At 70.4% G+C, this 22,338-nt stretch carries 23 protein-coding genes; 7 read left to right on the top strand and 16 right to left on the bottom strand.

The genetic code is table 11. The features are described 5' to 3' along the window. The first annotated feature begins 25 nt into the window (after positions 1-25). Together pdxR and AC07O8_RS07210 are read left to right on the top strand one after the other, a co-directional pair. Positions 26-1,588 carry a MocR-like pyridoxine biosynthesis transcription factor PdxR gene (gene pdxR, locus AC07O8_RS07215; RefSeq protein ID WP_495047379.1) on the top strand — a complete coding sequence of 521 codons (1,563 nt, stop codon included), beginning with the start codon at positions 26-28 and terminating at the stop codon, positions 1,586-1,588. Positions 1,589-1,665: 77 nt separating this feature from the next. Next, the gene (locus AC07O8_RS07210; RefSeq protein WP_495047378.1) at positions 1,666-1,911 is read left to right on the top strand and encodes a helix-turn-helix domain-containing protein; all 246 of its coding nucleotides are present in this window, start codon (positions 1,666-1,668) and stop codon (positions 1,909-1,911) included. A gap of 68 nt (positions 1,912-1,979) precedes the next feature. On the opposite strand, the gene AC07O8_RS07205 is transcribed toward AC07O8_RS07210, so the two are convergent. Continuing rightward, entirely contained in the window at positions 1,980-3,524 is a 1,545-nt protein-coding gene (locus AC07O8_RS07205) for a methyl-accepting chemotaxis protein (protein WP_495047377.1), read from the bottom strand. Positions 3,525-3,862: 338 nt separating this feature from the next. On the opposite strand from AC07O8_RS07205, the gene AC07O8_RS07200 reads away from it, so the two are divergent. Continuing rightward, complete coding sequence (locus AC07O8_RS07200; protein WP_495047376.1) at positions 3,863-5,239, top strand: alpha/beta hydrolase family protein; 1,377 nt, start codon at positions 3,863-3,865, stop codon at positions 5,237-5,239. A 66-nt stretch (positions 5,240-5,305) separates the two neighbouring features. After that, positions 5,306-5,458, top strand: coding sequence for a hypothetical protein (locus AC07O8_RS07195; RefSeq protein WP_431104798.1), 153 nt, complete (start codon positions 5,306-5,308; stop codon positions 5,456-5,458). Between the two features lie 102 nt (positions 5,459-5,560). Here AC07O8_RS07195 and AC07O8_RS07190 read toward each other — a convergent pair whose 3' ends face one another. Both AC07O8_RS07190 and AC07O8_RS07185 read right to left on the bottom strand, forming a co-directional pair. Continuing rightward, the gene (locus AC07O8_RS07190; RefSeq protein ID WP_495047375.1) at positions 5,561-5,743 is read right to left on the bottom strand and encodes a CsbD family protein; all 183 of its coding nucleotides are present in this window, start codon (positions 5,741-5,743) and stop codon (positions 5,561-5,563) included. A 160-nt stretch (positions 5,744-5,903) separates the two neighbouring features. Beyond that, complete coding sequence (locus AC07O8_RS07185) at positions 5,904-6,296, bottom strand: YdaS family helix-turn-helix protein (protein WP_495047374.1); 393 nt, start codon at positions 6,294-6,296, stop codon at positions 5,904-5,906. Here AC07O8_RS07185 and AC07O8_RS07180 point away from each other — a divergent pair. Next, a complete protein-coding gene (locus tag AC07O8_RS07180) occupies positions 6,295-6,468 on the top strand; it encodes a hypothetical protein (protein ID WP_495047373.1) in 174 nt (57 codons plus the stop codon). The genes AC07O8_RS07185 and AC07O8_RS07180 overlap by 2 nt on opposite strands. Positions 6,469-6,475: 7 nt before the next feature. Here AC07O8_RS07180 and AC07O8_RS07175 read toward each other — a convergent pair whose 3' ends face one another. Further along, positions 6,476-7,045 carry a hypothetical protein gene (locus AC07O8_RS07175; RefSeq protein WP_495047372.1) on the bottom strand — a complete coding sequence of 190 codons (570 nt, stop codon included), beginning with the start codon at positions 7,043-7,045 and terminating at the stop codon, positions 6,476-6,478. A gap of 153 nt (positions 7,046-7,198) precedes the next feature. On the opposite strand from AC07O8_RS07175, the gene AC07O8_RS07170 reads away from it, so the two are divergent. Then, positions 7,199-7,417, top strand: coding sequence for a tautomerase family protein (locus AC07O8_RS07170; RefSeq protein WP_495047371.1), 219 nt, complete (start codon positions 7,199-7,201; stop codon positions 7,415-7,417). Between the two features lie 14 nt (positions 7,418-7,431). Here AC07O8_RS07170 and AC07O8_RS07165 read toward each other — a convergent pair whose 3' ends face one another. From AC07O8_RS07165 to AC07O8_RS07135, 7 genes are all read right to left on the bottom strand, one after another. Next, complete coding sequence (locus AC07O8_RS07165; RefSeq protein ID WP_495047370.1) at positions 7,432-8,613, bottom strand: Fic family protein; 1,182 nt, start codon at positions 8,611-8,613, stop codon at positions 7,432-7,434. 70 nt (positions 8,614-8,683) lie between these two features. Then, positions 8,684-9,952 (bottom strand): BaiN/RdsA family NAD(P)/FAD-dependent oxidoreductase, encoded by a 1,269-nt coding sequence (locus tag AC07O8_RS07160; RefSeq protein ID WP_495047369.1) that lies wholly within the window; start codon positions 9,950-9,952, stop codon positions 8,684-8,686. Positions 9,953-10,136: 184 nt separating this feature from the next. Then, positions 10,137-11,828 (bottom strand): sensor histidine kinase, encoded by a 1,692-nt coding sequence (locus tag AC07O8_RS07155; protein WP_495047368.1) that lies wholly within the window; start codon positions 11,826-11,828, stop codon positions 10,137-10,139. Positions 11,829-12,075: 247 nt separating this feature from the next. Beyond that, positions 12,076-12,969: an SDR family oxidoreductase gene (locus AC07O8_RS07150; protein WP_495047367.1), complete on the bottom strand. Its 894-nt coding sequence runs from the start codon at positions 12,967-12,969 to the stop codon at positions 12,076-12,078. A 55-nt stretch (positions 12,970-13,024) separates the two neighbouring features. Then, complete coding sequence (locus AC07O8_RS07145; protein ID WP_495047366.1) at positions 13,025-14,041, bottom strand: glutathione S-transferase family protein; 1,017 nt, start codon at positions 14,039-14,041, stop codon at positions 13,025-13,027. Beyond that, positions 14,038-14,535, bottom strand: a complete 498-nt coding sequence (locus AC07O8_RS07140) for a GNAT family N-acetyltransferase (protein WP_495047365.1) — start codon at positions 14,533-14,535, stop codon at positions 14,038-14,040. The genes AC07O8_RS07145 and AC07O8_RS07140 overlap by 4 nt, the downstream gene beginning before the upstream one ends. Then, positions 14,535-15,554 (bottom strand): NADP-dependent oxidoreductase, encoded by a 1,020-nt coding sequence (locus AC07O8_RS07135; protein WP_495047364.1) that lies wholly within the window; start codon positions 15,552-15,554, stop codon positions 14,535-14,537. Before AC07O8_RS07135 ends, AC07O8_RS07140 begins: the two co-directional genes overlap by 1 nt. A gap of 249 nt (positions 15,555-15,803) precedes the next feature. On the opposite strand from AC07O8_RS07135, the gene AC07O8_RS07130 reads away from it, so the two are divergent. After that, positions 15,804-17,057, top strand: a complete 1,254-nt coding sequence (locus AC07O8_RS07130; RefSeq protein ID WP_495047363.1) for a hypothetical protein — start codon at positions 15,804-15,806, stop codon at positions 17,055-17,057. Between the two features lie 2 nt (positions 17,058-17,059). On the opposite strand, the gene AC07O8_RS07125 is transcribed toward AC07O8_RS07130, so the two are convergent. The 5 genes from AC07O8_RS07125 to AC07O8_RS07105 all read right to left on the bottom strand — a co-directional run bounded on the left by AC07O8_RS07125 (position 17,060) and on the right by AC07O8_RS07105 (position 22,323). Then, positions 17,060-17,512: a PaaI family thioesterase gene (locus AC07O8_RS07125; RefSeq protein WP_495047362.1), complete on the bottom strand. Its 453-nt coding sequence runs from the start codon at positions 17,510-17,512 to the stop codon at positions 17,060-17,062. A gap of 29 nt (positions 17,513-17,541) precedes the next feature. After that, the gene (locus tag AC07O8_RS07120; protein WP_495047361.1) at positions 17,542-18,333 is read right to left on the bottom strand and encodes an SDR family oxidoreductase; all 792 of its coding nucleotides are present in this window, start codon (positions 18,331-18,333) and stop codon (positions 17,542-17,544) included. 20 nt (positions 18,334-18,353) lie between these two features. Beyond that, positions 18,354-20,186: an acyl-CoA dehydrogenase family protein gene (locus AC07O8_RS07115; protein WP_495047360.1), complete on the bottom strand. Its 1,833-nt coding sequence runs from the start codon at positions 20,184-20,186 to the stop codon at positions 18,354-18,356. A gap of 41 nt (positions 20,187-20,227) precedes the next feature. After that, positions 20,228-21,028: a hypothetical protein gene (locus AC07O8_RS07110; RefSeq protein ID WP_495047359.1), complete on the bottom strand. Its 801-nt coding sequence runs from the start codon at positions 21,026-21,028 to the stop codon at positions 20,228-20,230. Positions 21,029-21,147: 119 nt separating this feature from the next. Next, positions 21,148-22,323, bottom strand: a complete 1,176-nt coding sequence (locus AC07O8_RS07105; protein WP_495047358.1) for an acetyl-CoA C-acyltransferase — start codon at positions 22,321-22,323, stop codon at positions 21,148-21,150. Positions 22,324-22,338: the final 15 nt, after the last annotated feature.

The following is a 22,338-nucleotide window of genomic DNA, read 5'->3' as shown; positions in this document are numbered from 1 at the left end:
CCTCGGAACGGCCACTTTCATCCTTTTGAGCAAGCCACTTTCGAACAGCGGATCGCCGCGTGCGTCGACGGCCGCCGGCGCGCCCTTCGACCTTCCCGCCCTGCCCCTCGTCGATGGCGAGACGCGTCAGGCCTGGGTGTATCGATTGCTGCGCGAAGCCATCCTGCGGGGCACGCTCAAGGCGGGCATGCGCGTGCCGTCGTCGCGTGCGCTGGCGCAGCGGCTGTCGGTGGCGCGCTCGACGGTCGAGGTCGCCTTCGACCAGTTGCGCGCGGAAGGGTACGTGGCTGGCGTGGTCGGCTCAGGAACCTACGTGAGCGCCGCGCTGCCCGACCAGTTCCTGAGACCGGAGCGACCCCCACGAGCAGCGAAGGTGGCGCCGACACCAAGCTCGACATCGACATCGGCGTCGACATCGAGGTCGATGCCGCACCCTTCGCCCCGCTCCGCGACCGCCCATCCCTCCCGCCACGATGCGACCTTCGTCGCGCGGGTGGCCGACGCCGCGCTGTTCCCGCTCGCCGAATGGCGCAGCCTGCTTCAGGCCGCGGCGCGTGGGACGCGGCTGCGGGCGTCCGCAGAGGACGATGCCTTCGGCGCGTGGGAACTGCGGACGGAAGTCGCCCGGTATCTCGGCGCCGCCCGGGGCGTGTCCTGCGATCCGACGCAAGTCATCGTGGTCGCGGGCATCCGCCAAGGGCTGAACCTGGCGGCGCGGGTCCTGCTGCGACCGACGGACAAGGTGCTGATCGAGGATCCGGGCTACGCGCTCGCCGCCGACATCTTCGCGCCCTTCGCGCGGCGCCTCGCTGCCGTGGCGATCGACGAGGCGGGCTTCTCGGTCGCGCGGGCGCGCCGGCACGCCGGCGTGCGGCTCGCCCATGTGACGCCCGCGCACCAGTCCCCGACGGGCGTGACGATGCCGGTCTCGCGCCGCCTCGACCTGCTGGGCTGGGCGCAGGAGCGATCGGTGTGGCTGCTGGAGGACGACTACGACAGCGAGTTCAATTACCGCAGCGCGCCGCTGCCCGCGCTCAAGAGCCTGGACAAGGACGACCGCGTCATCCACTGCGGCAGCTTCAACAAGACGATGTTCGCGGACCTGCGCATCGGCTACGCCGTGGTCCCGCCGGCATTGATCCCCGGTTTCGCCGCGGCGTGCCGCGCGATGGGGCCGTCGGTCGGCCTGATCGAGCAACGCGCGCTCGCCGCGTTCATCGCCGACGGCGGACTGGCGCGTCACATCCGGCGCACGCGGAACGTGTATGCACGGCGACGGGAGCGCGTGCTCGAGGCCCTGCGTCAGGCGGTCGCGCCGGCGCCGCTGCGGACCAGCGGCGAACACGGCGGGTTCCACTTCACCTGGTGGCTGCCCGACGAGCTGCCGGCGGATGCCCTGGTGAAGCAGGCCGCCGAGCGCGGCTTGCGACTCGAGCTCGTGGCCGGCTTCTGCCAGCGCGCACAGGTCGCGCCCGGCGTGCTGCTGGGCGACAGCGCGCTGAGTGAGCAGACGCTCGACGACGCCCTGCCGCGGCTCGAGGCCGCCATCTCTGCCACGATCGCGGCCGCCCGGCGCGCCGATCGGTGAACCCGGCAGAGAGGACGGCGGAGCGCACCGCATCGCAGGGAGCGGCGTGTCTCGGCATCCGGCGAGAATGCCGTCCCATGGCACAAGGCAAACGCATCTCGGTGGACATCGACGACGGCGCTCTCGAGGCGATCAAGGCGCTGGGCGCCGCGGCGAAGGCCGCGCGCACGGCCGCCGGCGAGAGTCAGGGCGCGGCGGGCGCGCGGCTGGGCGTGCACGTCCAGACCATCGCGCGGATCGAGTCCGGCGAACCGGGCGTCGCCATCGGCCATGTCTTCGGCATGCTGGCGTTGTACGGGATCAGGCCGGGGCTGCCGGACTGATCCGGACTGATCCGGACACCGCGGCGCACCGGATCACGAACGACCGCCTTGGGCGGTCTGGGCGCCGATCAGGCCAGCTTGAAGGTCGCCACGACCTTGACCAGTTGCTCGGCCTGCGACTTGAGGCCGCTCGCGGCGGCCGCCATCTGCTCGACCAGCGCGGCGTTCTGCTGCGTCGCCTGGTCGATGTGGGTCACGGCCTCGCCCACCTGGGCGACGCCGCTCGACTGCTCGGTGCTGGCCGAGCTGATCTCGCCGATGATGTCGTTGACGCGGCGGATGCTGCCGACGACCTCGGTCATCGTCTCGCCGGCCCGGTCCACCATCTTCGTGCCCTGCTCCACCCGCTCGACGCTGGCGGTGATCAGGCGCTTGATCTCCTTGGCCGCTTCGGCGGACCGCCCGGCCAGCGAGCGCACCTCGGACGCCACCACGGCGAAGCCGCGGCCCTGCTCCCCCGCGCGGGCGGCTTCGACCGCTGCGTTCAGCGCCAGGATGTTGGTCTGGAAGGCGATCCCGTCGATGACGCCGATGATGTCGCCGATCTGGCGCGACGAGTCGTTGATGCCCTTCATCGTCTCGACCACGCGGCCGACCACCTCGCCGCCCTGCACCGCCACGTCGGACGCGTTCTGCGCCAGCTGGTTGGCCTGGTGCGCGCTGTCGGCGTTGTGGCGCACGGCGGCGCTCAACTGCTCCATCGACGACGCCGTCTCCTCCAGCGAGCTGGCCTGCTGCTCGGTCCGTGCGCTCAGGTCCATGTTCCCGGCGGCCATCTCGTCGCTGGCGGTCTGGATGCCCTCCGACGCCTGGCGCACCTGACGCACGAGGTCGGTGAGACCCGCGCTCATCTTGCCGAGCGCACCGATCAGGTAGGCGATCTCGTCACGGCCGTCGACCTGCAGGCGCTTGGACAGATCGCCCTGCGCGACCGCGTCGACCAGCGCGATGGCCTGCGCCATCGGCCGCGTGATCGAGCGGGTCAGCATCACCGCCAGCACGACGCCCAGCGTGATCGCGATCACGCCCAGCACTTCCAGCTGGAACTGCGCGCCCGCGGTGTCCCCGGCGATGGTCTGGTTCATCTCGTCGATGACCTTGCGCTGGTAGTCCAGCACGGCGGTCAGCGCGGCCACGTAAGCCGGCGCGACGACGCTGAATTCGCTGTCGTAGATGCGGTTGGCCTCGTCGGCCTTGTCGGCGCGCTTGGCCGCCATCATGCGGTCCCGCGCGTCGAGGTAGGCCTTGCGGGCCGCGTTGAACTTGTCCAGCAGCGGCTTCTCCGCGTCGTCCGTGGGCAGCTCCGCGAGCGCCTTGACGATCTCGTTGCCGCGCGCGGTCGAGGCCTTCGCCTCGTCGCGGAAGAGCGCCTCGAGCCCGCCGTCCGCGTTCTTCGCGATGGCCTTGCCGCGGGTCACGCCGGCCACGACGTTGCGCAGCTGCTCCTCCAGCAGGCGTTCCTTGGCCAGCGGCGAGGCCATCATGGCCTGGACCGCGACCGACGCGCTGTTCAGGCGCAGCACGCCGACCACCAGCATCAACGCCAGCAGCAGCAGGATGAGGGCAAAGCCGGCGCCGAGCCGGGTGCCGACGCGCAAGTTGTTCAGAGTCATGAGGACCTCATCCAGGGCAGTGGGAGATGGAAGCGGACCCGGGCTGAAATTGCCTGCCGGGATGGTGCGCGAGCCTATGCCCTCGTTTCATCGGCGAACAGTGCCGAGGCGGATCCGAGCGGTCCGGGGACGTGAACAGCTTGACGAAAGCCGGACCGTTACGCCGCCCGGAACCGAACCCCGCATGACGGAGCGATGACGGCGCGAGCGCTGACGCCGTCCGTCGGCGGAGATTGCCTTCCGTCACGATCCAGCGGCAGCACGTCGCGCGGCGATCGTCCCGGACCGGTGGCACATCGAGACTCCGGGCTCCGATGACCGACCTTCCAGGGAGAAGAATGAAATCTTTCGTCGTGCTGCCGCTCTGCGCCTTGCTGGCGGCGTCGCCCTTCCCGGCGACGGCGCAACCTGTCCGGGCCGACCAGGCTGACCAGGCCGCCCCGCCCGTTCCGATCACGACGCGCTGCCTGGTCGGCGCCTATCGGCTGCAGGACGGCCAGACCCTGGACATCGCGCCGGACGAAGGCCATTCATTGCGCTGGACCGCGTTCACGGGCGAGACGGGCCGGCTGCGCCCCGAACCTGACGGCACATGGGCCAGCACCGTCGGCTGGACCGACAGGCCGTCGAAGGACACCCTGGCCTCGGCCGACTGTGACAAAGGCGAGATCACCTTCGCCGGAAAGCGCGGCCGGCGCATCGCGTTCGATGTGAGCGAGACCTCGTTCGATGCGGGCGGCATCGCGCTGGTCGGCCGCCTCGTGATGCCGCGAGGCCAGGGACCGGTCCCCGTGGTGGTGTTCCTGCACGGCTCCGAGACCGACTCCGCGCTCGACGGCAACTCGCTTCAGCGCCTGTTCCCCGCGGAGGGCATCGGCGCCTTCGTCTTCGACAAGCGGGGGACCGGCGCCTCCGGCGGCGCCTACACGCAGGACGTCAGCCTGCTCGCCGACGACGCGGTCCGCGCCATGAAGGCGGCCCGTCGACTGGCGGGATCCCGCGCCGGCCGCGTCGGCTACCAGGGGGCGAGCCAGGGCGGCTGGGTCGCGCCGCTGGCGGCGGACCGCGCGCCGGTGGACTTCACCCTCGTGAGCTTCGGCCTGACGGTGTCCATGCTCGAGCAGGACCTGCAGAGCGTCGCGCTCGAGATGCGGGCCGGCCGGCATTCCGCGCAGGAGACGGCGCAGGCGCTGGCGCTGACGCGCGCCGGCCAGCAGGTCATCGAGACGCGCGGCAGGGAGGGCTACGATGCGTTCGACGCCTTGCGGGAGCAGTACCGCCCGCTGCCCTGGTACAAGGACGTGCGCGGCAACTTCCTGCACCTGGTGCTGCCGCTCGACAAGGCGCAGATCGTCGAAGCCCTGAACACCACCTACAAGTTCGACGTGTCCTTCCGCTACGACCCGATGCCCACGCTGCGGGCGTCGCGCACGCCGCAGCTGTGGGTGCTCGGCGCCGACGACCGCGTCGCGCCGAGCGCGCGGTCCGCGACGGACATCCGGTCGTTGATCGCGGCAGGCCGGCGCTACACGCTGGCCGTCTACCCCGGCACGGACCACGGCATGACCGAGTTCGAGCCCGCCCCGGACGGCCAGCGCGTGTCGACGCGCTACGCGCCGGGCTACTTCGCGTTGATGCGGGACTTCATCCGCGACGGTCAGGTGGGTGATCGCTACGGGAGCGCCGTCCTCACCCGCCCCCTGCCGGTGAAGTGACCCGGGCGCGCGGCAGTAGTAGAGTGCCGCCATCCCGACCCTGAACGACCAGAAGGAAATCAAGCCATGCCAAAAGGCGAGCAACGCAACGACAAGGCCAACAAGAAGCCCAAGAAGGACACCAGCACGCCCAAGGAGTCGTCCTCCGTCTCCACCCGGCCGGTCGCGCCGATGACTTCCGTGATGCCCAAGGGCAAGCTGAAGAACAAGCCGGGCTGATCGCCCGGGCGGGCCGGACCGTCCGGCCGTCCATTCGATCCAGACGACGAAAAACGCCGGCGGGACGCGAGTCCCGCCGGCGTTGTCACTGGCGCCGGGCGATCAGCGCTTGTCTGCGTCCTTGGCCGCTTCCTTCACGTCGCCGTAGGCCTTCTGGGCCTTGCCGTCGACCTGCTTGGCCAGGCCCTTGGCCTGTTGTTCGGTGCTGCCGACGACCTCACCGGTCTTCTGTTGCACCTTGCCTGCGGCGTCCTTGACGGCGCCCTTCACTTGGTCCTTGTTCATCGTCTACTCCAGAAAGTTACTGCGTATCTCGCAGGGTGCGATGGCACGGACTTGATCCTAGGACGCCGGGCTCGCAGCGCGTGACGGCGGGCAGCGCGTCCTCGCGTCGGCGCGGTCCTACGCGTCTGGACGCCACCCGTACAAGTCGGCCACACGGCGTTCACAGACCATCGCACTGGCGGGCGAACGGATTGCGCCGCGGCATGTTGGCGACCTCCTGCAAGGTCCACAGGTCGGCAGGGGTCATGTGGACGAGTTGCCCGAGCGCCGGCAGGCGGTCCGTCGGGATCGTGCGACCGCCCGTGCGGGCCTCGCTGACGTGCTGCCGAGGCACCTTCAGATGCCGGGCCAGCGCGGCCTGACTGCCGCACAGGCGCACGGCCCGGTCGACCGCGCCCTGCCAGGTCGATGTCGATGGCGATGTCGATGGCGATGGCGACATGGACGCGTGCGCGTGCCTGGGCGTGGGCGTGGGCGTGGACGTGGGTCCGGCCGCGTCCAGATCGCGAGCGCCGAAGAAGGCGCCCGGGGAGTGGGTTCCAAATGTTGCCATGACGAGAGATCCTGCTGCCGCGTCGGCGGACAGCCGATGGCGCCGCGTCGACCTGTCGGCGACGGCGGCGTGGCCTCATCGGACGGGCGCGGCCAGCGCGGCGGCCCGGACGATGCGGAACGGCGGCGCGCGCGACGTCCGCGCCGAAGGCGTGGACGTGTGCGCGCCATGAAGGCCGTTCAGCGCCGGGGCGGCCGCTCCAGTCGCGCATCGCCGATGCTCCGCCAGGACGGCGGTCTGGCGCGAGGCCAATGGCCGTTGGCGTTCTCTGGCGCGGGAACGCGCGGCATGTCGACGTTCGCCATCGGCAGGACGTAGCCGCCCAGCGCCGCCGCGTCGCTCAAGGCGGGCCCGTCATGGTCGTCCAGCACGACGGTGGGATCGTCGGCCTCGTGATGGTGGCGCTCGAACAGGCCGTGGGCGTGGACGTGCGCGGGTCTCCCGTCACGCTGGAGCTGGACCTGCTGCTGTCGCGCGCGTGCGGTGTCGAGGACCTGCGAGCCCTCCTGCCCCGCCAGCGCCTGCAGCCCCCGGTGGACGACCTCCCGCCATCGCTCGGCCAGCGATCGATGGTCGTGATCGGCGACGGGCGCATCGCGGTGGTGATGCATCGGGCCGAGCGTCGTCAGCCGCGCGCCTGCGGTGCCATACAGCGGCACGGCGGCGCACAGCAGCAACAGCAGCAGGCCGCGCGCCTGGCGGAGCCAGCCGGCGAGCCTGCGGGCGAGGGATCCGGTCGCAGAACGCATCGCGACGCAGGGTCGCTGAACTTCATGTCAGCCGCATGACCGGCCCGCATTGTTGGCGCCCGTTGGCATGTGATGCCGACGCGAGACCCTTTGTCCACACGCGCCGATTGCGAAGAATCATCCCCGTCATCCATTCACTTCAACGAGGCCACCATGCCCTTTGCCAACATCAAGCTCCCCGAAGGCGTCGCGGACGCCGCCCGCAAGGAGGAAATCATCCACCGCGTCACGGCGATGTTCGTCGAGTACTTCGGCGAACGTGCCCGTCCGTACACGATGGTGCTGGTCGACGAGGTCGCCGACGGCGGCTGGGGTCGCGCGGACGAGACGCTGACGCTCGAGAAGATGGGGCTCACGCCGAAACAGGCCTGAGTGCGGCCCGGGCGCTACGCGATGCCGTGCGTCCAGCCGGGCACGTCGACGTAGTAGCGCACCGCCTTGCCCACACCGTGCGCGCGCAGTTGGCCGGCCGCGGTCATCTCCGACAGGTCGCGCGTCGCCGTCGCCTTCGACACGCCGGTCATCTTCATGTATTTCTCGGCGTTGAGTCCGCCGAGGAAGCCGCCGTCGCCGTCGTCGAGCAGGCGTTGCAGGACCTTGCGCTGGCGCTCCGCCAACGACGCGGCCGCATGCGCGTCCCAGAAGCGTCGCTTCTGGATGGCGGACCCGATGAGGCGGTCGGCCGAGTCGCACGCCCCGGTGTACTGGCGGACGAACCACTGCACCCATCCGGTCACCTCCGCGCCGCCGCGTGACGCCTTGTTCAATTCGGCGTAGTACTCGCCGCGCAGGGTCAGGAGTTGCCTGGACAGGCTGTGCAGCCGCATCGGCGGACGCAGATGCTGCGCGATCGCCATGTCGACGATGGCTCGGCCGATACGACCGTTGCCGTCCTCGAAAGGATGGATGCTCTCGAACCAGAGATGCGCGATCGCGGCCCGCGCAATGCCGTCGAGTCGCGGCCCCTCCAACGACGGCAGCACGCCCTTGCGCGGTGTGGTCGCGGCGAACCATGCGAGGAATCGCGCCATCTCCGCGGGCACGTCGCGCGACGCGGGCGCCTGGTAGTGCACCACCTCCCGGCCGGGACGCCCGCTGACGATCACCATCGGATCCTCATGGTCCCGATACCGTCCCACCGCGATGCGCTGGAAGCCGGAGGTGCCGTTCGGAAACAGCGCGCCTTGCCAGCGGCAGAGGCGCTCTTCGTCCAACGGACGATCGAAGCCCTCGGTCGCATCGGCAATCACGGCCACGAGGCCGTCGATGTGCCGATCGACCGGGCCGTCGTCGCCGAGTCCCAGGCGCCGGAGCACGGAAGAGCGGACCGCCTCCACCGACAGCAATTCGCCTTCGATGGCCGCGGTGGCGACCACCTCGTCATAGAGCAGGTCCAGGACCACAGGGCTTTCAACGCCCAGACCGATGGCCATCGCCTTGCCTTCGATGCTTCCATGCATCAGGTAGGCCTCCGCCAGGTACGGCGCCACGTCCTGGGCGACGTATCGGAAGTCCGGCCAGTCCGGGTGCTGCCAGATCCAGGTCGCGGCGGGAGGCGTTGAGCTCATGAGCCGCATTCTGGCATTTCCGGCTCATCATTTGAGCCGTATTTCATCAAATGCGGCTCACGCGCCCGGATCAGCGCAGGTACGCGGCGGCGCCTTCCCCGGCAACGAGGCCGCTGGCCATCGAGGCCGTCAGCAGGTAACCGCCCGTCGGCGCTTCCCAGTCCAGCATCTCGCCGGCGACGAACACGCCGGGACGCGTTTTCAGCATCAGCCGCTCGTCGAGCGATTCGATCGTCACCCCGCCCGCGGTGCTGATGGCTTCCGCGACGGGACGCGCGGCGCGCAGGCGCAGCGGCAGCGCCTTCAGCGTGCGGGCGAGCGTGGCCGTGTCCGCGTATTCGTCCTTCGTGAGCACCTCGTGCAGCAAGCCGGCTTTCAGGCCCTCGATGTTCAAGCGGCTCTTCAGGTGCGAGGACAAGGACCGCGAGCCGCGCGGATGAGCGACCTGCTCCAGCACCCAGGCCGCGTCGCGGCCGGGCAGCAGGTCCAGGTGGACGAGCGCCTCGCCGTCGCGCTCGATCTTCTCGCGCAGCAGCGCGGACGCGGCATAGACCAGCGAGCCTTCGATGCCGGTCGCGGTCACCACGAATTCGCCCTGGCGCGCGAACTGACGACCGTCGGCGCCTTCGGCGCTCAGGGCCACCGGCTTGAGCGGCTGACCCGCGAACTTGTCGGCGAAGAACGGCGACCAGCCGGGCGCCGCGCCGTCCCGCGGCGCGCCGAGATCGAAGCCGCAGTTGGCGGCCCGCAAGGGCGACACGGTCGCGCCGACGTCGGCGAGCAGCGGCGCCCAGGCGCCGTCCGACCCCAGTTGCGGCCACGAGGCGCCGCCCAGCGCGAGCACGACGGCGTCCGCGCTCACGGTCACGGTCGCCTCGCCGCCAGGCGCGCTGAAGCGCAGCGCCCCGTCCGCGTCCCAGCCGAGCCAGCGATGGCGCATGTGGAAGCGCACGCCCTGCGTGCGCAGGCGCGACAGCCAGGCGCGCAGCATCGGCGCGGCCTTGAGGTCCCGGGGAAAGACACGCCCGGAAGTGCCCACGAAGGTCTCGACGCCCAGGCCCTGCGCCCAGGCGCGGAGCGCCTCGCCATCGAAGCGGTCGAGCCAGCGGCCGACATCGGCCTGGCGTTCGAAGAAGCGCGAATCGAAATCGGGACGCGACTCCGAGTGCGTGAGGTTCAGTCCGCCCTTGCCTGCCAGCAGGAATTTGCGGCCGACGGAGGCCATGGCGTCGTAGAGGTCGACGGACAGTCCGGCATGGGCGAGGCGCTCCGCGGCCATGAGGCCGGCGGGGCCGCCGCCGATGACGACGGCGCGACGGTGAGATTCGGAGATAGGCATGGGATGGAGGGTACCGCGCAAGGCCGCGCAGTGTGCCAGAGCGCCAGAGCAGAGCGCCGCGGTGCCTCGGATCAGGGCGACCCCGCCCCCTTTCCCGAACTCAAGGAGGGAAGTCGCTTGCCGGGAGGCAAGCGAAGGAGGGAGATGGAGGAAAGGGGGCGGGGTCGCCCTGATCGTGCTCGGTCTAAGCCACGCTCGGCACGGCAGGCAATTCCAACGTGAACCTCGACCCCCGCCCGCTCTCGCTGTCCACCAGGATGCGCCCGCCCATGCGATCCATCAGCTGCTTGCAGATGACCAGCCCGATGCCGTGTCCCGGCTGCTCCACGCGCCCGAGCCGGTTGAACGGCTGGAACAGCTGCGAGCGTTGCTCGGGACTCAGGCCGATGCCGTTGTCGGCCACCTCGATGCGGAAGCCGCGCGGTTCCGCGCTGGCCCGGACCTTCACCCAGCCGCCGCGCCGGTTGTACTTGATGGCGTTGGAGATGAGGTTGTGCAGCACCTGCTCCAGCCGGATGGGATCGGCCTGCACCAGCGGCAGCGTGCTGTCCTCCTCGGGCGTCATGCCGACCTGCAGGTCGACGCCCGCGGCCGCGGCCGCCGGCTGCGCGAGCTCCACCACGCGGCGCAGCAGCGGCCCCGCCTGCAGCGGCAGCGACTGCACGGTCAGCGTGTTCGCCTCCACGCGCGACAGCGTCATCATGTCCTCGATCAGCACCAGCAGGTGCTTGGCCGCCTGGTCGATGTGCCTGAGCCGCGACTGCTGCACCTCGTCCAACGGCCGCTTCGGATCGTGCGCGAGCAGCTGGCTGAACCCCAGCACCGCGTTCAGCGGCGTGCGCAGCTCGTGGCTCGCCTGGGACAGGAACTCGCTCTTGGTCTTGCTGGTGACCTCGGCCAACTCGCGGGCCTGGTCCACGTCCTGCAGCCGCATGCGTTCGCCGAGCTCGCGCTGCAGCAGCTCGCCGCGCAGGCGCACCTGACGCTGCAGGGCGCGGTTCCAGAGCAGCGTCACGCCGAGCCCGACGACGACCAGCGCCAGCGCGATGCCCACGGCCCACAGCGCGCGGCGCTGCCAGCGCATCGCCGCCGTGTCCTGCGTGATCCAGCGGTCGGCGATGGCCTGGCGCTCGCCGTCGCCGATGCGCGTCAGCGCCTTGTCCAGGATGCGGCCCAGCATCGGCCAGTCGCGGCGGTAGCCGATGCCCAGCCCGTAGGCGTAGCCGATGTCGTCCACCACGCGCAGGTTGCCGATGCCGTCGCGCCGCATCAGGTAGGTCGCGCCGGCCAGGTCCACCACCGCCGCGCCGACCTGGCCGCCGGCCAGCCGGCGCAGCACCGTGCGGTCGTCGACCTCGACCTGCACCGGATTCGTCGCGTAGCGGTCCCGCAGGAATTCCGCCACCGCATAACCGCGCGCCACCGCCACCGCCTCGCCCGGCCGCAGCGGATCGTCACCGGCGCCGGCGCGGCGCAGCAGCACCGCCGGCACCGTGATGTAGGGTCGCGTGAAGCCGAAACGCTGCGCGCGGTCCGGCGTCTCGCGCAAGGACATCTGCAGGTCGAGCTCGCCCGCGGCCAGCGCGTCGAGGTTGTCGGCGAAGGGCCGCGGCGCCTGGAATTCGAAGCGCAGTCCGGTGAGCTCCGACAGCCGCCGCGCATAGTCCAGCGACAGGCCGGTAAGGCGGCCTTCCTCGTCGACATAGGTGAACGGGCCGTAGCTGGCCGAGCCGCCGACCCGCAGCACCGGATGCTGCGCCACCCAGGCGCGCTCCTCGGCCGTCAGCCAGTCGCGCGGGTCCGCGTGCCCCTGCCCTGCCAATGCCAGCCAGGCCGCCACGACCGCCGCCAGGATCGGCAGCAGGCGCGTCAGCACACGCGGAGGTCGGAGGAGTGCGAACGAAACCACGCGACCATTGTGGGCCCGCCTACCCCGGGCGAGGGGAAGGGCTCTCCCGCATCCGGGGGTGGTCCCCTGTCAGAAGTGTCAGGTGCGGCCCACGCCGCCCTGCGCACGCGGACATGCGCACGCGGACATGCGCACGCGGACATTCGCATGCGGACATGCGCATGCGGACATGCACCCCCGTGATTGCACTTTCCCGTGCGCCGTCCGTCAGGCTTCAGCCGCGCAGCGACGCCTTGAGCCTGGCGCCGATCTCCGGCTTGTCCTCGAACGGGTCGGTCGGGTTGCGCAGCTGCATCACGTCCTCCAGCCGCGTCTGCACGCCCTTGAGCGCCTGCGGGTGGCTGAAGATGTAGAAGCGCTCCTCGTCCATGGCCTCGAACACCATCCGCGCGACGTCCGCCGCCGTCAGTTTGCCGGAGCTGACCGCCTTGTCGGTCATCGCCTGCGAGATGAGCTGGCTCTTGGTCGGCTTGTCGGCGCCGAGTTCGCCCGGCCGGTTGCGATGGCTCTGCGTGATGCCGGTGGGCACGAAGAACGGGCACAACACCGACGCGCGGACCTGGTCCGTCACCAGCGCCAGGTCCTGGTAGAGCGTCTCGCTGAGCGACACCACCGCGTGCTTGGACACGTTGTAGACGCCCATGTTGGGCGGATTCAACATGCCGGCCATCGAGGCCGTGTTGACGATGTGGCCCTGCCACGCGGGGTCCCGGCCGGCGGCCTCCAGCATCATCGGCGTGAACAGCCGGACGCCGTGCACCACGCCCATCAGGTTGACGCCCAGCACCCAGTCCCAGTCGGCGAGCGAGTTCTCCCAGATCAGCCCGCCCGAGCCGACGCCGGCGTTGTTGAACACGAAGTTCGGCGCGCCGAAGCGCGCCTTCACCGCGACCGCCAGCGCCTCCATCTGGTCGGCCTTGGACACGTCGACGCGTTGCGCCAGCACCGGATGCGCGGCGAATTCAGCGGCGGCCTGGTCGAGCGCGTCCTGCTGCACGTCGCACAGCACCAGGTTCATGCCGCGCGCGGCGGCGATGCGCGCCACCTCGAGCCCGAAACCCGAGCCCGCGCCGGTGATGACCGCGGTCTTGCCTTGATAGTCCTTCATGCACTTGTCTCCGTGATGCGGTTCTTGTCTGTGTGCTTGCGAGGGCCCCGACGGGCTATGCCCGCTTCAGCGTGTAGCGGATGCGCGGGAAGTGAACATGCACGCGGCCGGCGCGCTCGTCCTCGCGGGCGAGCGTCACCGTGCGGCAGCTGAGGCCCACGAGTTCCCCGGCGACCGCGTCGCGGGCGTAGTCGTACGGGGTGACCGTCACGGCGTCGCCGGCGGCGAAGCCCAGGCCCTCCTCGACCTGCGCCGGACGCGGCGTCGACGCCTTGGCCAGCGCGATCGCGGCGGCGCCGTCGAGCTTGCCGGCACGTTCGCCGTGCCCGATCGCGGCGACACGCGCCATCCAGGCGCGCAGCGCCTCGTGCGGCTGGAAGATCTCGGCCAGCGGGCCGGTCCGGGTCACGAACCACAGCGGGTGGTAAACGCTGAGGTCGGCGATGCTGGTCTGGTCGCCGAGCAGCCAGGACCGGCCGTCGGACAGCATGTCCGACAGCCACGCGAGGTACTGCGTCAACGCCGCGCCGGCGTCGACGCCGCGCACCTGCGGCATGCCCTCGCTCATCGCCTTGCGGTCGGCGACGAAGATCTTGAGCATGTCCGGCGGCGCGCCGGCGAACAGCGCGGTCGCGCCCGCCGGCTGCATCGCGTAGGGCAGCGCGGTCCAGAACAGGTCCGTGTCCGCCCACTGCGCCAGCGCGCGCGCGTGGCCGGCGACGGCCGCGGGAAAGAGGCTGGGCGTCGGCCGGCGGCCTTCCAGCACCTCGGCGATCAGCGCGGTGTCGCAGTAGATGTCGGCGCCGAGCTGCAGGAAGGGCGTGCGGCGGTAGCCGCCGGTCAGCGCCACCACGTCGGGCTTGGGCAGCACCATGGGCACGGTCACCGACTGCCATGCCAGTCCCTTGAGACCGAGCATCAGCCGCGTCTTCTCGGCGAAGGGCGAGCTGCTGTAGTGATGCAGGACGAGGTCGTCGTCGGAGGGGCCTCGGCCCGGCGTGCCGTCGTTGCCGGCATGGCCGGTGCTATCGCGGATGGGATCGCGGATGGGGTCGCGGGTGGGGTTGCTCACGGCGTCGCCTCCTTGCGCATGTCGATGTGGGGGATGCCGTCCTCGTCGTAGACGTCCGAGATCGGCGTGAAGCCGAAGCTACCGTAGAACTCGCGCAGGTGGGCCTGCGCGCCGAGTTCGATCGGCTGGCCCGGCCAGAGTTTCTGGCACTCGCGCACGGCCTGGCTCATCAGCGCGCGGCCGAGGCCGCCGCCGCGGGCCGTCGGCGCCGTGATCACGCGACCGATGCGCGCCGCGCCGCCGCCGATCTCCGGCGGCAGCAGACGCGCGTAGGCGAAGAGTTCCTCCGCGCCGCCGACGCCTTGCCCCACGCCCTGCCCCAGGCCTTGCCCCAGTCCCTGCAGATGCCACGCGTGCTCGTCGAGCCCGTCGGGATCGAGGTAGAGGCAGCGCTGCTCGATGACGAAGACCTCGGCGCGCAGCCGCAGCGCGCGGTACAGGCCGCGCACGCCCAGCGCGTCGAAAGGCTGGTTGATCCAGCGCGGGCCGGCCATCAGACCAGCTTCACCAGCTGCTTGCCGAAGTTGCGGCCCTTGAGCAGTCCGAGGAAGGCCTCCGGCGCGTTCTCCAGGCCCTGCGCGACGCTCTCGCGGAACTTCAGCTTGCCGGTCGCGACCAGCGTGCCCAGTTCCTTCAGCGCCTCGGGCCACAGGTCCATGTGCTCGGAGACGATGAAGCCCTCGACCTTCATCCGGTTCGTGAGGATCAGCTGCGGGAAGGTCAGCGGGATCGGCTCGCCGTTGTAGCCGGCGATCATGCCGCACATGGCCACGCGGCTGAACGCGTTGGCGCGCATCAGCACGGCGTCGAGGATCATGCCGCCGACGTTCTCGAAGTGGCCGTCGATGCCGTCCGGGCAGGCGGCCTTCAGCGCGGCGGACAGCGACTTCAGGTCGGTGTGCTGCTTGTAGTCGACGCAGGCGTCGAAGCCGAGTTCCTCGACCACGTAGCGGCACTTGTCCGCGCCGCCGGCGATGCCAACCGCGCGCGCGCCGCGCACCTTGGCCAACTGCCCGACGGCGCCGCCCACCGCGCCGCTGGCGGCGCTGACGACCACGGTCTGTCCGGGCTTGGGATCGATGATCTTGACCAGGCCGTACCAGGCCGTCACGCCGGGCATGCCGACCGCGCCGAGGTAGGCGGACAGCGGCACATGCGTCGTGTCGACCTTCTGCAGCACGCCGCGCTGGTTGGCATCGACCAGGTGGTATTCCTGCCAGCCGCCCATGCCCACGACCTTGTCGCCGACGGCGAAGTGCGCGTTCTTCGACGCGACCACCTCGCCCACGGTGCCGCCGATCATCACGGCGTCGAGCGGCTGCGGCGCGGCGTAGCTCTTGCTCTCGTTCATGCGGCCGCGCATGTAGGGATCGAGGCTCAGGTAATGGTTGCGGACCAGCACCTGGCCGTCCGCGAGCTCGGGGATGGGCTGCTCGACCAGCTTGAAGTTGTCAGTGCCGGCTTCACCGGTCGGGCGGGAGGCCAGCAGGATCTGGCGGTTCACTTGGCTCATCGAGGGCTCCTCGGTCGTTGTTGATCCATGTCATTGCATGGCTCATGAAAGGGAATCGCGGGCGGCCACCCGGCCACGATCCGTGACGGAATGCCGACGATTGAACCACGCCCACCCACCCCTCCACGTCCCTCGGGTGACAGAAAAGAACGAGCGTGCTTTTCCTGCTGGCGACCTGCATCTTCATGTCAAGAACCGCGGGCGGCGGGTGTCGACTGACCCCTCATTCCAGTCCATCGTCCCTTCACCATGTCACAGATCTTCCGTCGTTCGAATCTCCCCTCCTGGCTGGTCGGCGACACCGCGCCGGCGCAGGCGGCCCACGATCTTGAAGTGCGCGCGTGGATGAAGGAGGTGGCCCCGGCGGGCAAGGAGGCCGCACCGCTGGCCCGCATCCTCGAGAAGGCCCTGGCCCGCAAGCCGCAGACGCTGGACCTCTCGTCGGCGCCGCCGCGACTCCTGGAACAGTTGCCGGTCAGGCTGTTGTTGCGCCTGCGAGGGCCCACGCAGACCTTGGTGCTGGCGCAGGATTGCGCCCCGGTCGTCGCGCTGCGGTTGATGCACGAGGTCGGCGCGCGTGATCTGCTGCCGACGTCGCTGATGAAGGCGGTCGAGCAGGCCATGTCGCCGAAGCCCGTCGCGAAGTTGCTCCAGCCGCGGCTGGAGAGGCCGTCGATGACTGCGACGCCAGATCGGACCCGCGCCGCTTCAACGGATGACCACCTGCCGCCGCGCCGCGACGAATCCGTCTACGACACACCGCCTCGCCGCGATGAATCCATCTACGACACACCGCCGCGCCGCCATGAAGCGATCTACGACGTACCGCCGCGCCGGCGTGAAGCGATCTACGACGTACCGCCCCGTCGCCGGGATGCAGCGCCGGACGCCCCCCGTGCTTCGACCGTCGGAGGCTACGAGACGCCCGCCCCGCTCTTCGCCGGCCAGCGCGACGCTGCGCATCGCGCCGGCGTTGCGTCCGGAAGGCCGGACGGGACTGGCGGCGACTATGTCATGCCAGACCGTTTGCCCGCCGCCGATGCCCCGAAGGCGCCGGTCTATGCCAACCAGCCGGCGCCCGCGCGGACGGCCCTTCGCCAGCGCGAGCTGATCGACGGCATGCCGATGCTCTCGCCCGTGCGCGTGAGTTCCGAGCACATCGACACGGCGCTGCGCGCGCTGCGCACGCTCACCGCCTGGTCCCGGGCTCATGCCGGCAATGAAGGCCAGCATCCGCGATGCGCCATGTCCGCCGGGGACGCGGAGGCCCTCGCCCGCGTCCTGCGACAGGTGTCGGTGGCCGATCTGAAAGCCCACGAACGGAGCTCGTGGCTGGCCGCCACGGCGGCCCTGGCCACGCGGCCGCCGCGCGCGGGCTTGCAAGTCGCGCCGGAAACGGTGCGTCATCTGGAACGCGCGCTGGATGCCGTACGGATGCTGGTCGCCGATGCCGGCAGCGACTCGCCGGCGCTGCCGCGCCGTCCGCGCGGCCATGGCGGTTGACCTCAGTCCTCGCTGCGCTGCAGCGCCTTGAGGCTGCGTCCTTTCCCGGGCAGCGCCTTCAGGTACTTGAAGGTCCCGGTGGCATGGGCGCAGAGCTTGCCGTCCTCGCCGTAGACCGCGCCGTCGCAGAAGGCCATCGTCGTCGAGCGGTGCAGCAGCCGGCCGACCGCGCGCAACGCGCCCTCGCCGGGGCGCATGAAGCTGGTCTTCATCTCCACCGTGACCACGCCGGGGCCGAAGCCCGGCTGGTCGCGATGCACGCTGCGCGCCGCATGCGCCATCGCCACGTCCAGCAGCGTCATCAGCACGCCGCCGTGCGCCACCTCCCACGAGTTCAGGTGCGGCTCGCGGATGTCGACCCGCAGCTCGGCCTCGCCCTCGTCGATGCGGACCAGCTCGAAACCGAGTTGCTGGACGAAGGGGATGTGGACGGGGAACTTCAACGGCTCGGACATGTGACGGGGGACCGGGGACGGTGAGGAGATCAGCTGCCGTGGACGGCGGAGACGCCGCCGTCGACCGCGAGGATCTGCCCGGTGATGTGTTTCCCGGCGCGGCTCGCGAACAGCAGGGCGGCGCCCTTGAGGTCCTCATCATCGCCGATGCGCTTGAGCGGCGCGTGCTCGGCGAGTTTCTCCTCGCCGATCGCGGCCATCAGGCCCTTGGTCATCTTGCTGGGGAAGAAGCCCGGCGCCAGCGCGTTGACGGTGATGCCGTGCACGCCCCATTCACCGGCCAGCGCGCGGGTGAAGTTCACCGCCGCGCCCTTGCTGGTGTTGTAGGCGATGGTCTTCATCATGCCGCTGTTGCCGCCCAGGCCGGCGATCGACGCCACGTTGATGATGCGGCCCGACTTGCGCGGGATCATGCTGCGCTTCGCGACTTCCTGGCTCATCACGAACAGGCTGCGGATGTTGAGGTCCATCACCTTGTCCCAGGCCTCGACCGGGTGGTCCTCGGCGGGCGCGCCCCAGGTCGCGCCGGCGTTGTTGACGAGGATGTCGATCTGGCCGAGCTTCGCGAGCGTCTGCTCGACGATGCCGCGCGCCTGCGCCTCGTCGGAGGCGTCGGCGGCGATGAAGTGCGCCGCGATGCCGCGCGCCTTCAGATGCGCCACGGCCTCCTCCAGGTCGGCCGCCTTGCGCGAACTCAGCATCAGCGTCGCGCCGGCCTCGCCGAGCGCCTCCGCGATCTGCAGCCCGAGGCCGCGTGATCCGCCCGTCACCAGCGCCACCTGGCCGGTCAGGTCGAAGAGGTCTTGCACCTTGCTGCTCATCGTCGTCTCCTTGATGTTGTTCAGAACCACTCGTCGCGCATCTCGCGGGTGAGCGCCTCGCGCCGCGCCACCACGCCCAGCCAGGCGTGGATCTTGGGCAGCTCGTAGGCGAAGAAGTAGCGCTGCGCGGCGCGCTTGCCGCGGGCGAAGTCATCGTCCCGGCCCTCGAGCGCGAGCGCGACGTCCAGCCAGACCCACGCCAGCACCGTGTGGCCGAAGGCCTGCAGATAAGGCGTCGCGTTGGCGAGCGCCGCTTCCGGCTCGCCGGTGGACCAGGCCTTCTTGGTGGCGCCGCCGACGGCGGCCAGCGCCGCGCCGAGTTCGTTGGCCGCTTCGGCAAGACCCGGCACCTGGCCGGCGCGCTGCGCGGTGTCGCTGATGCGCGCGGCCAGCGCCATCAGCGCCTGCCCGCCGTCCATCACGACCTTGCGGCCCAGCAGGTCCAGCGCCTGGATGCCGTGCGTGCCCTCGTGGATCATGTTCAGGCGGTTGTCGCGCCAGTACTGCTCGACCGGGAAATCGCGCGTGTAGCCGTAGCCGCCCAGCACCTGGATCGCCAGCGAGTTCGCCTCCAGGCACCACTCGCTGGGCCAGCTCTTGGCGATCGGGATCAGGACCTCGAGCAGCCGCTTCGCGGCGGCGGCCTCGTCCTCCGAGCCGGTGTGCTGCTCGTCGACGAGCCGCGCGCAGAACAGCTCCAGCGCCAGGCCGCCTTCGACGAAGCTCTTCTGCGCCAGCAGCATGCGCTTGACGTCGGCGTGCTCGATGATCAGCGCCTGCGGACGCGCCGCGTCCTTCCCACCGGATGCCGTCACCGGTCGACCTTGGGGACGTTGCCGCGCGTACGCGAGGCTCGCCTCGTAGCCCGCGTAGCCCAGCATCACCGCGCCCAGACCGACGCCGATGCGGGCCTCGTTCATCATGTGGAACATCTGCCGCAGGCCCTCGCCGGGCTTGCCGACGAGGTAGCCGATCGCGCCCCGCCTGCCGCGCGGCGCCTGACGTCCTTCGCCGAAGTTGAGCAGGCAGTTGGTCGTGCCGCGATACCCGAGCTTGTGGTTCAGGCCCGCCAGCGCCACGTCGTTGCGCTCGCCGGTGAGCTGCCCCTGCGTGTCGACCAGGTGCTTGGGCACGATGAACAGCGAGATCCCTTTCGTGCCCGGCAGCGGCTTGCCGTCGGGGCCGGGGATCTTGGCCAGCACCAGATGGACGATGTTCTCGGTGATCTCGTGCTCGCCGCCGGAGATCCACATTTTGTTGCCGGTGAGCCGGTAGCGCGGGCCGAGCGGATCGGCCTCGAAGTCCGGGCCATCCCCATCGGTGTCGGGATCGGCGCGCGTGGCCACATCGGACAGCGACGACCCGGCCTGCGGCTCGGACAGGCACATGGTGCCGAACCAGCGCCCGGACAGCTCGTTCATCGCGAAGACTTCGCGCTGCGTGTCCGTGCCGTGCGCCATCAGCAGGTTGGCGTTGCCGTTGGTCAGCATCGCGTAGCCGCCCAGGGACACGCTGGCCTTGCTGAAGAAGCAGTTGGCGGCCATCTCCACGACGCAGGGCAGCTGCATGCCGCCGTGCGCGTAGTCCTGCGCGGCGGCCAGCATGCCGGAGCCGACGTAGGCGGCGAGCGCCTCGTGCGTCGCCTTCGGCAGATGCACGCGTTCGCCGTCGAAGCGCGGTTCCTCCGTATCGGCCAAGCGGTTGAACGGCGCGAACTTCTCGCGGGCGATCTTCTCGCAGGTGTCGAGCACCGCGTCGAAGGTCTCCCGCGAGTGCTCCGAGAAGCGCTCGCGCCGGCCGAGGTCCTGCACCTTCAGCCAGTCGTAGAGCAGGAAGTCGAGGGTCTGGCGCATCGCGCCCTCCTGGTTGGCGTCAAGGCCGGGCGCGTGCGCGCTCAGCCGTGGAGGTTGAACGCGAAATCGCGCTGGAGGCGCCACTCCGCCGGCACGCCCGCCGGCCTGGCGAAACGCTTCAGCGCACGGTGGCTGGTCTCCTGGAGGGCGTTGCGCAGCGTCTGCTGGACACGGCCGCTGTCGCGGTCGCGCACGTCGTCGCCGCTCGCCGCGCCCATCATGGTGCCCAGGCGCAGCTCCAGTTCCTCCCACTCGACGGTGGCCGTCGCCGGATTGAAGTTCATCCGGTAGCGGCCATAGACCGCGTAGGCGGTGCCGACGCTGGGGTACTCGATCTCGCCGGAGATCGCGTTCACGACGCCCACCAGGTACACGCAGGCATCGAGGCGACCCGCGGGCCAGCGGCGCAGTTGCGCCACATAGGCCTCGGGCTCGTTGCGCAATTCGTGGCCGGCCCGGCATTCCTCGGGCAGTCCCGACGGATCCTCCACCGCCCAGTACATTGCCGCCGCGCGGTCCCGACCGCCTTCGGCCAGGCCAGCGATCATGCGGTGCCGGCCCTGCGGCTCGCCCGCGTCGTTGGCCTGCTCGAACAGACGTGCGGCGCGGTCCCAATCCTGCTTCAGGCAGAGGCCCTGCTCGTACAGGGTCCCGGCCAGCAGATAGACCGACGGGTACTTGCGCTTGAGCCCGTCGTTGAGCCGGCTGGCCACCAGAGCGCAATCGCCGGCGCGCAGCGCGTCGTGGATGCCGGCGACCGCCTGCTCCTCGACCTTGCTCGGCGGCTCCTCGCGACCTGCGGCGCCCGCGGGCGCCGCGGCCAGCGCGAGCAGCACGCCCATCACGACAGCCGCCGATGAAGCCCTGTAGGCCCTGGACGCCCTGGACGCCCTGGACGCCGCAGGCATCGTCACTGCGTCAAGCGTCGTGCAAGGTGCGACGTCCTCTGACATCCGCCGCCTCACAGGACTTCGAACACACCGGCGGCGCCCATGCCGCCGCCGATGCACATGGTGACGCAGACGCGCTTGGCGCCGCGGCGCTTGCCCTCGATCAGCGCATGGCCGGTGAGGCGCTGGCCCGACACGCCGTAGGGATGGCCGATCGCGATCGCGCCGCCGTTGACATTCAACTTGTCCATCGGGATGCCGAGCTTGTCCGCGCAGTACAGCACCTGCACCGCGAAGGCCTCGTTGAGTTCCCACAGGTCGATGTCCGAGACCTTCAGGCCCAGGCGCTTGAGCACCTTGGGCACGGCGAAGACCGGGCCGATGCCCATCTCGTCGGGCTCGCAGCCGGCCACGGCGAAACCGAGGAAGCGGCCCAGCGGCTTCAGGCCCTTCTTCTCGGCATAGGCCTCGCTGACGATCGCGCAGGCGCCGGCGCCGTCGCTGAACTGGCTGGCGTTGCCCGCGGTCACCACGCCGCCGGGCACGGCCGTGCGGATGTCCTTGATGCTCTCGTAGGTCGTGCCCACGCGCAGGCCTTCGTCGACGCCGACGGTGACTTCCTTCGTCGTCATGCCGCGCACCTTGTCGGCGATGCCGGCCATCACGGTGATGGGCACGATCTCGGCGTTGAACAGGCCTTCGGCCTGCGCGGCGCAGGCGCGCTGCTGGCTGGCCGCGCCGTAGCGGTCCATGCGCTCCTTCGGGATCTTGTAGCGCTGGGCGACGTTCTCGGCCGTCTGCAGCATGGACCAGTAGATCTCGGGCTTGTGCGCCGACAGCCAGCTCTCATGGCCCATGTGGCGGTTGGCCTCGTTCTGCACGCAGGAGATGCTCTCCACGCCGCCGGCCACGAACACGTCCGCCTCGCCCGCGATGATGCGCTGCGCGGCCGTCGCGATGGTCTGCAGGCCGCTGGAGCAGAACCGGTTGACGGTCTGTCCGGAGACGCTCACCGGCAGGCCGGCGCGCAGCGCGATCTGGCGCGCGATGTTGCCGCCGGTCGCGCCCTCGGGCGTGGCGCAGCCCATGAGGACGTCCTCGACCTCGCCGCCCTCGATGCCGGCGCGCTCCAGCGCCGCGCGCACCACGTGGCCGCCCAGCGTGGCGCCGTGGGTCATGTTGAACGAACCCTTCCAGCTCTTGGCGAGCGGGGTGCGGGCCGTGGAAACGATCAATGCCTTGCTCATTCTTTTCTCCTGATG

The organism is Roseateles sp. GW821-FHT09G09, from assembly GCF_059415965.1.
Note: the sequence above shows the minus strand (reverse complement) of the source record. Positions and strands in the feature narration are given on the sequence as shown.

What these genes read in the sequence shown, in the direction of transcription:
- AC07O8_RS07170 (WP_495047371.1), top strand. Translation starts at nt 7,199, where the DNA reads ATGCCCTTTGCCAACATCAAGCTCCCCGAAGGCGTCGCGGACGCCGCC.
- AC07O8_RS07165 (WP_495047370.1), bottom strand. Translation starts at nt 8,613, where the DNA reads ATGAGCTCAACGCCTCCCGCCGCGACCTGGATCTGGCAGCACCCGGAC.
- AC07O8_RS07130 (WP_495047363.1), top strand. Translation starts at nt 15,804, where the DNA reads ATGTCACAGATCTTCCGTCGTTCGAATCTCCCCTCCTGGCTGGTCGGC.
- AC07O8_RS07105 (WP_495047358.1), bottom strand. Translation starts at nt 22,323, where the DNA reads ATGAGCAAGGCATTGATCGTTTCCACGGCCCGCACCCCGCTCGCCAAG.
- AC07O8_RS07195 (WP_431104798.1), top strand. Translation starts at nt 5,306, where the DNA reads ATGCCAAAAGGCGAGCAACGCAACGACAAGGCCAACAAGAAGCCCAAG.
- AC07O8_RS07180 (WP_495047373.1), top strand. Translation starts at nt 6,295, where the DNA reads ATGACGAGAGATCCTGCTGCCGCGTCGGCGGACAGCCGATGGCGCCGC.
- AC07O8_RS07150 (WP_495047367.1), bottom strand. Translation starts at nt 12,969, where the DNA reads ATGAAGGACTATCAAGGCAAGACCGCGGTCATCACCGGCGCGGGCTCG.
- AC07O8_RS07175 (WP_495047372.1), bottom strand. Translation starts at nt 7,045, where the DNA reads ATGCGTTCTGCGACCGGATCCCTCGCCCGCAGGCTCGCCGGCTGGCTC.
- AC07O8_RS07115 (WP_495047360.1), bottom strand. Translation starts at nt 20,186, where the DNA reads ATGCGCCAGACCCTCGACTTCCTGCTCTACGACTGGCTGAAGGTGCAG.
- AC07O8_RS07205 (WP_495047377.1), bottom strand. Translation starts at nt 3,524, where the DNA reads ATGACTCTGAACAACTTGCGCGTCGGCACCCGGCTCGGCGCCGGCTTT.
- AC07O8_RS07210 (WP_495047378.1), top strand. Translation starts at nt 1,666, where the DNA reads ATGGCACAAGGCAAACGCATCTCGGTGGACATCGACGACGGCGCTCTC.
- AC07O8_RS07125 (WP_495047362.1), bottom strand. Translation starts at nt 17,512, where the DNA reads ATGTCCGAGCCGTTGAAGTTCCCCGTCCACATCCCCTTCGTCCAGCAA.
- AC07O8_RS07200 (WP_495047376.1), top strand. Translation starts at nt 3,863, where the DNA reads ATGAAATCTTTCGTCGTGCTGCCGCTCTGCGCCTTGCTGGCGGCGTCG.
- AC07O8_RS07135 (WP_495047364.1), bottom strand. Translation starts at nt 15,554, where the DNA reads ATGAGCCAAGTGAACCGCCAGATCCTGCTGGCCTCCCGCCCGACCGGT.
- AC07O8_RS07185 (WP_495047374.1), bottom strand. Translation starts at nt 6,296, where the DNA reads ATGGCAACATTTGGAACCCACTCCCCGGGCGCCTTCTTCGGCGCTCGC.
- AC07O8_RS07190 (WP_495047375.1), bottom strand. Translation starts at nt 5,743, where the DNA reads ATGAACAAGGACCAAGTGAAGGGCGCCGTCAAGGACGCCGCAGGCAAG.
- AC07O8_RS07160 (WP_495047369.1), bottom strand. Translation starts at nt 9,952, where the DNA reads ATGCCTATCTCCGAATCTCACCGTCGCGCCGTCGTCATCGGCGGCGGC.
- AC07O8_RS07120 (WP_495047361.1), bottom strand. Translation starts at nt 18,333, where the DNA reads ATGAGCAGCAAGGTGCAAGACCTCTTCGACCTGACCGGCCAGGTGGCG.
- AC07O8_RS07140 (WP_495047365.1), bottom strand. Translation starts at nt 14,535, where the DNA reads ATGGCCGGCCCGCGCTGGATCAACCAGCCTTTCGACGCGCTGGGCGTG.
- AC07O8_RS07110 (WP_495047359.1), bottom strand. Translation starts at nt 21,028, where the DNA reads ATGGGCGTGCTGCTCGCGCTGGCCGCGGCGCCCGCGGGCGCCGCAGGT.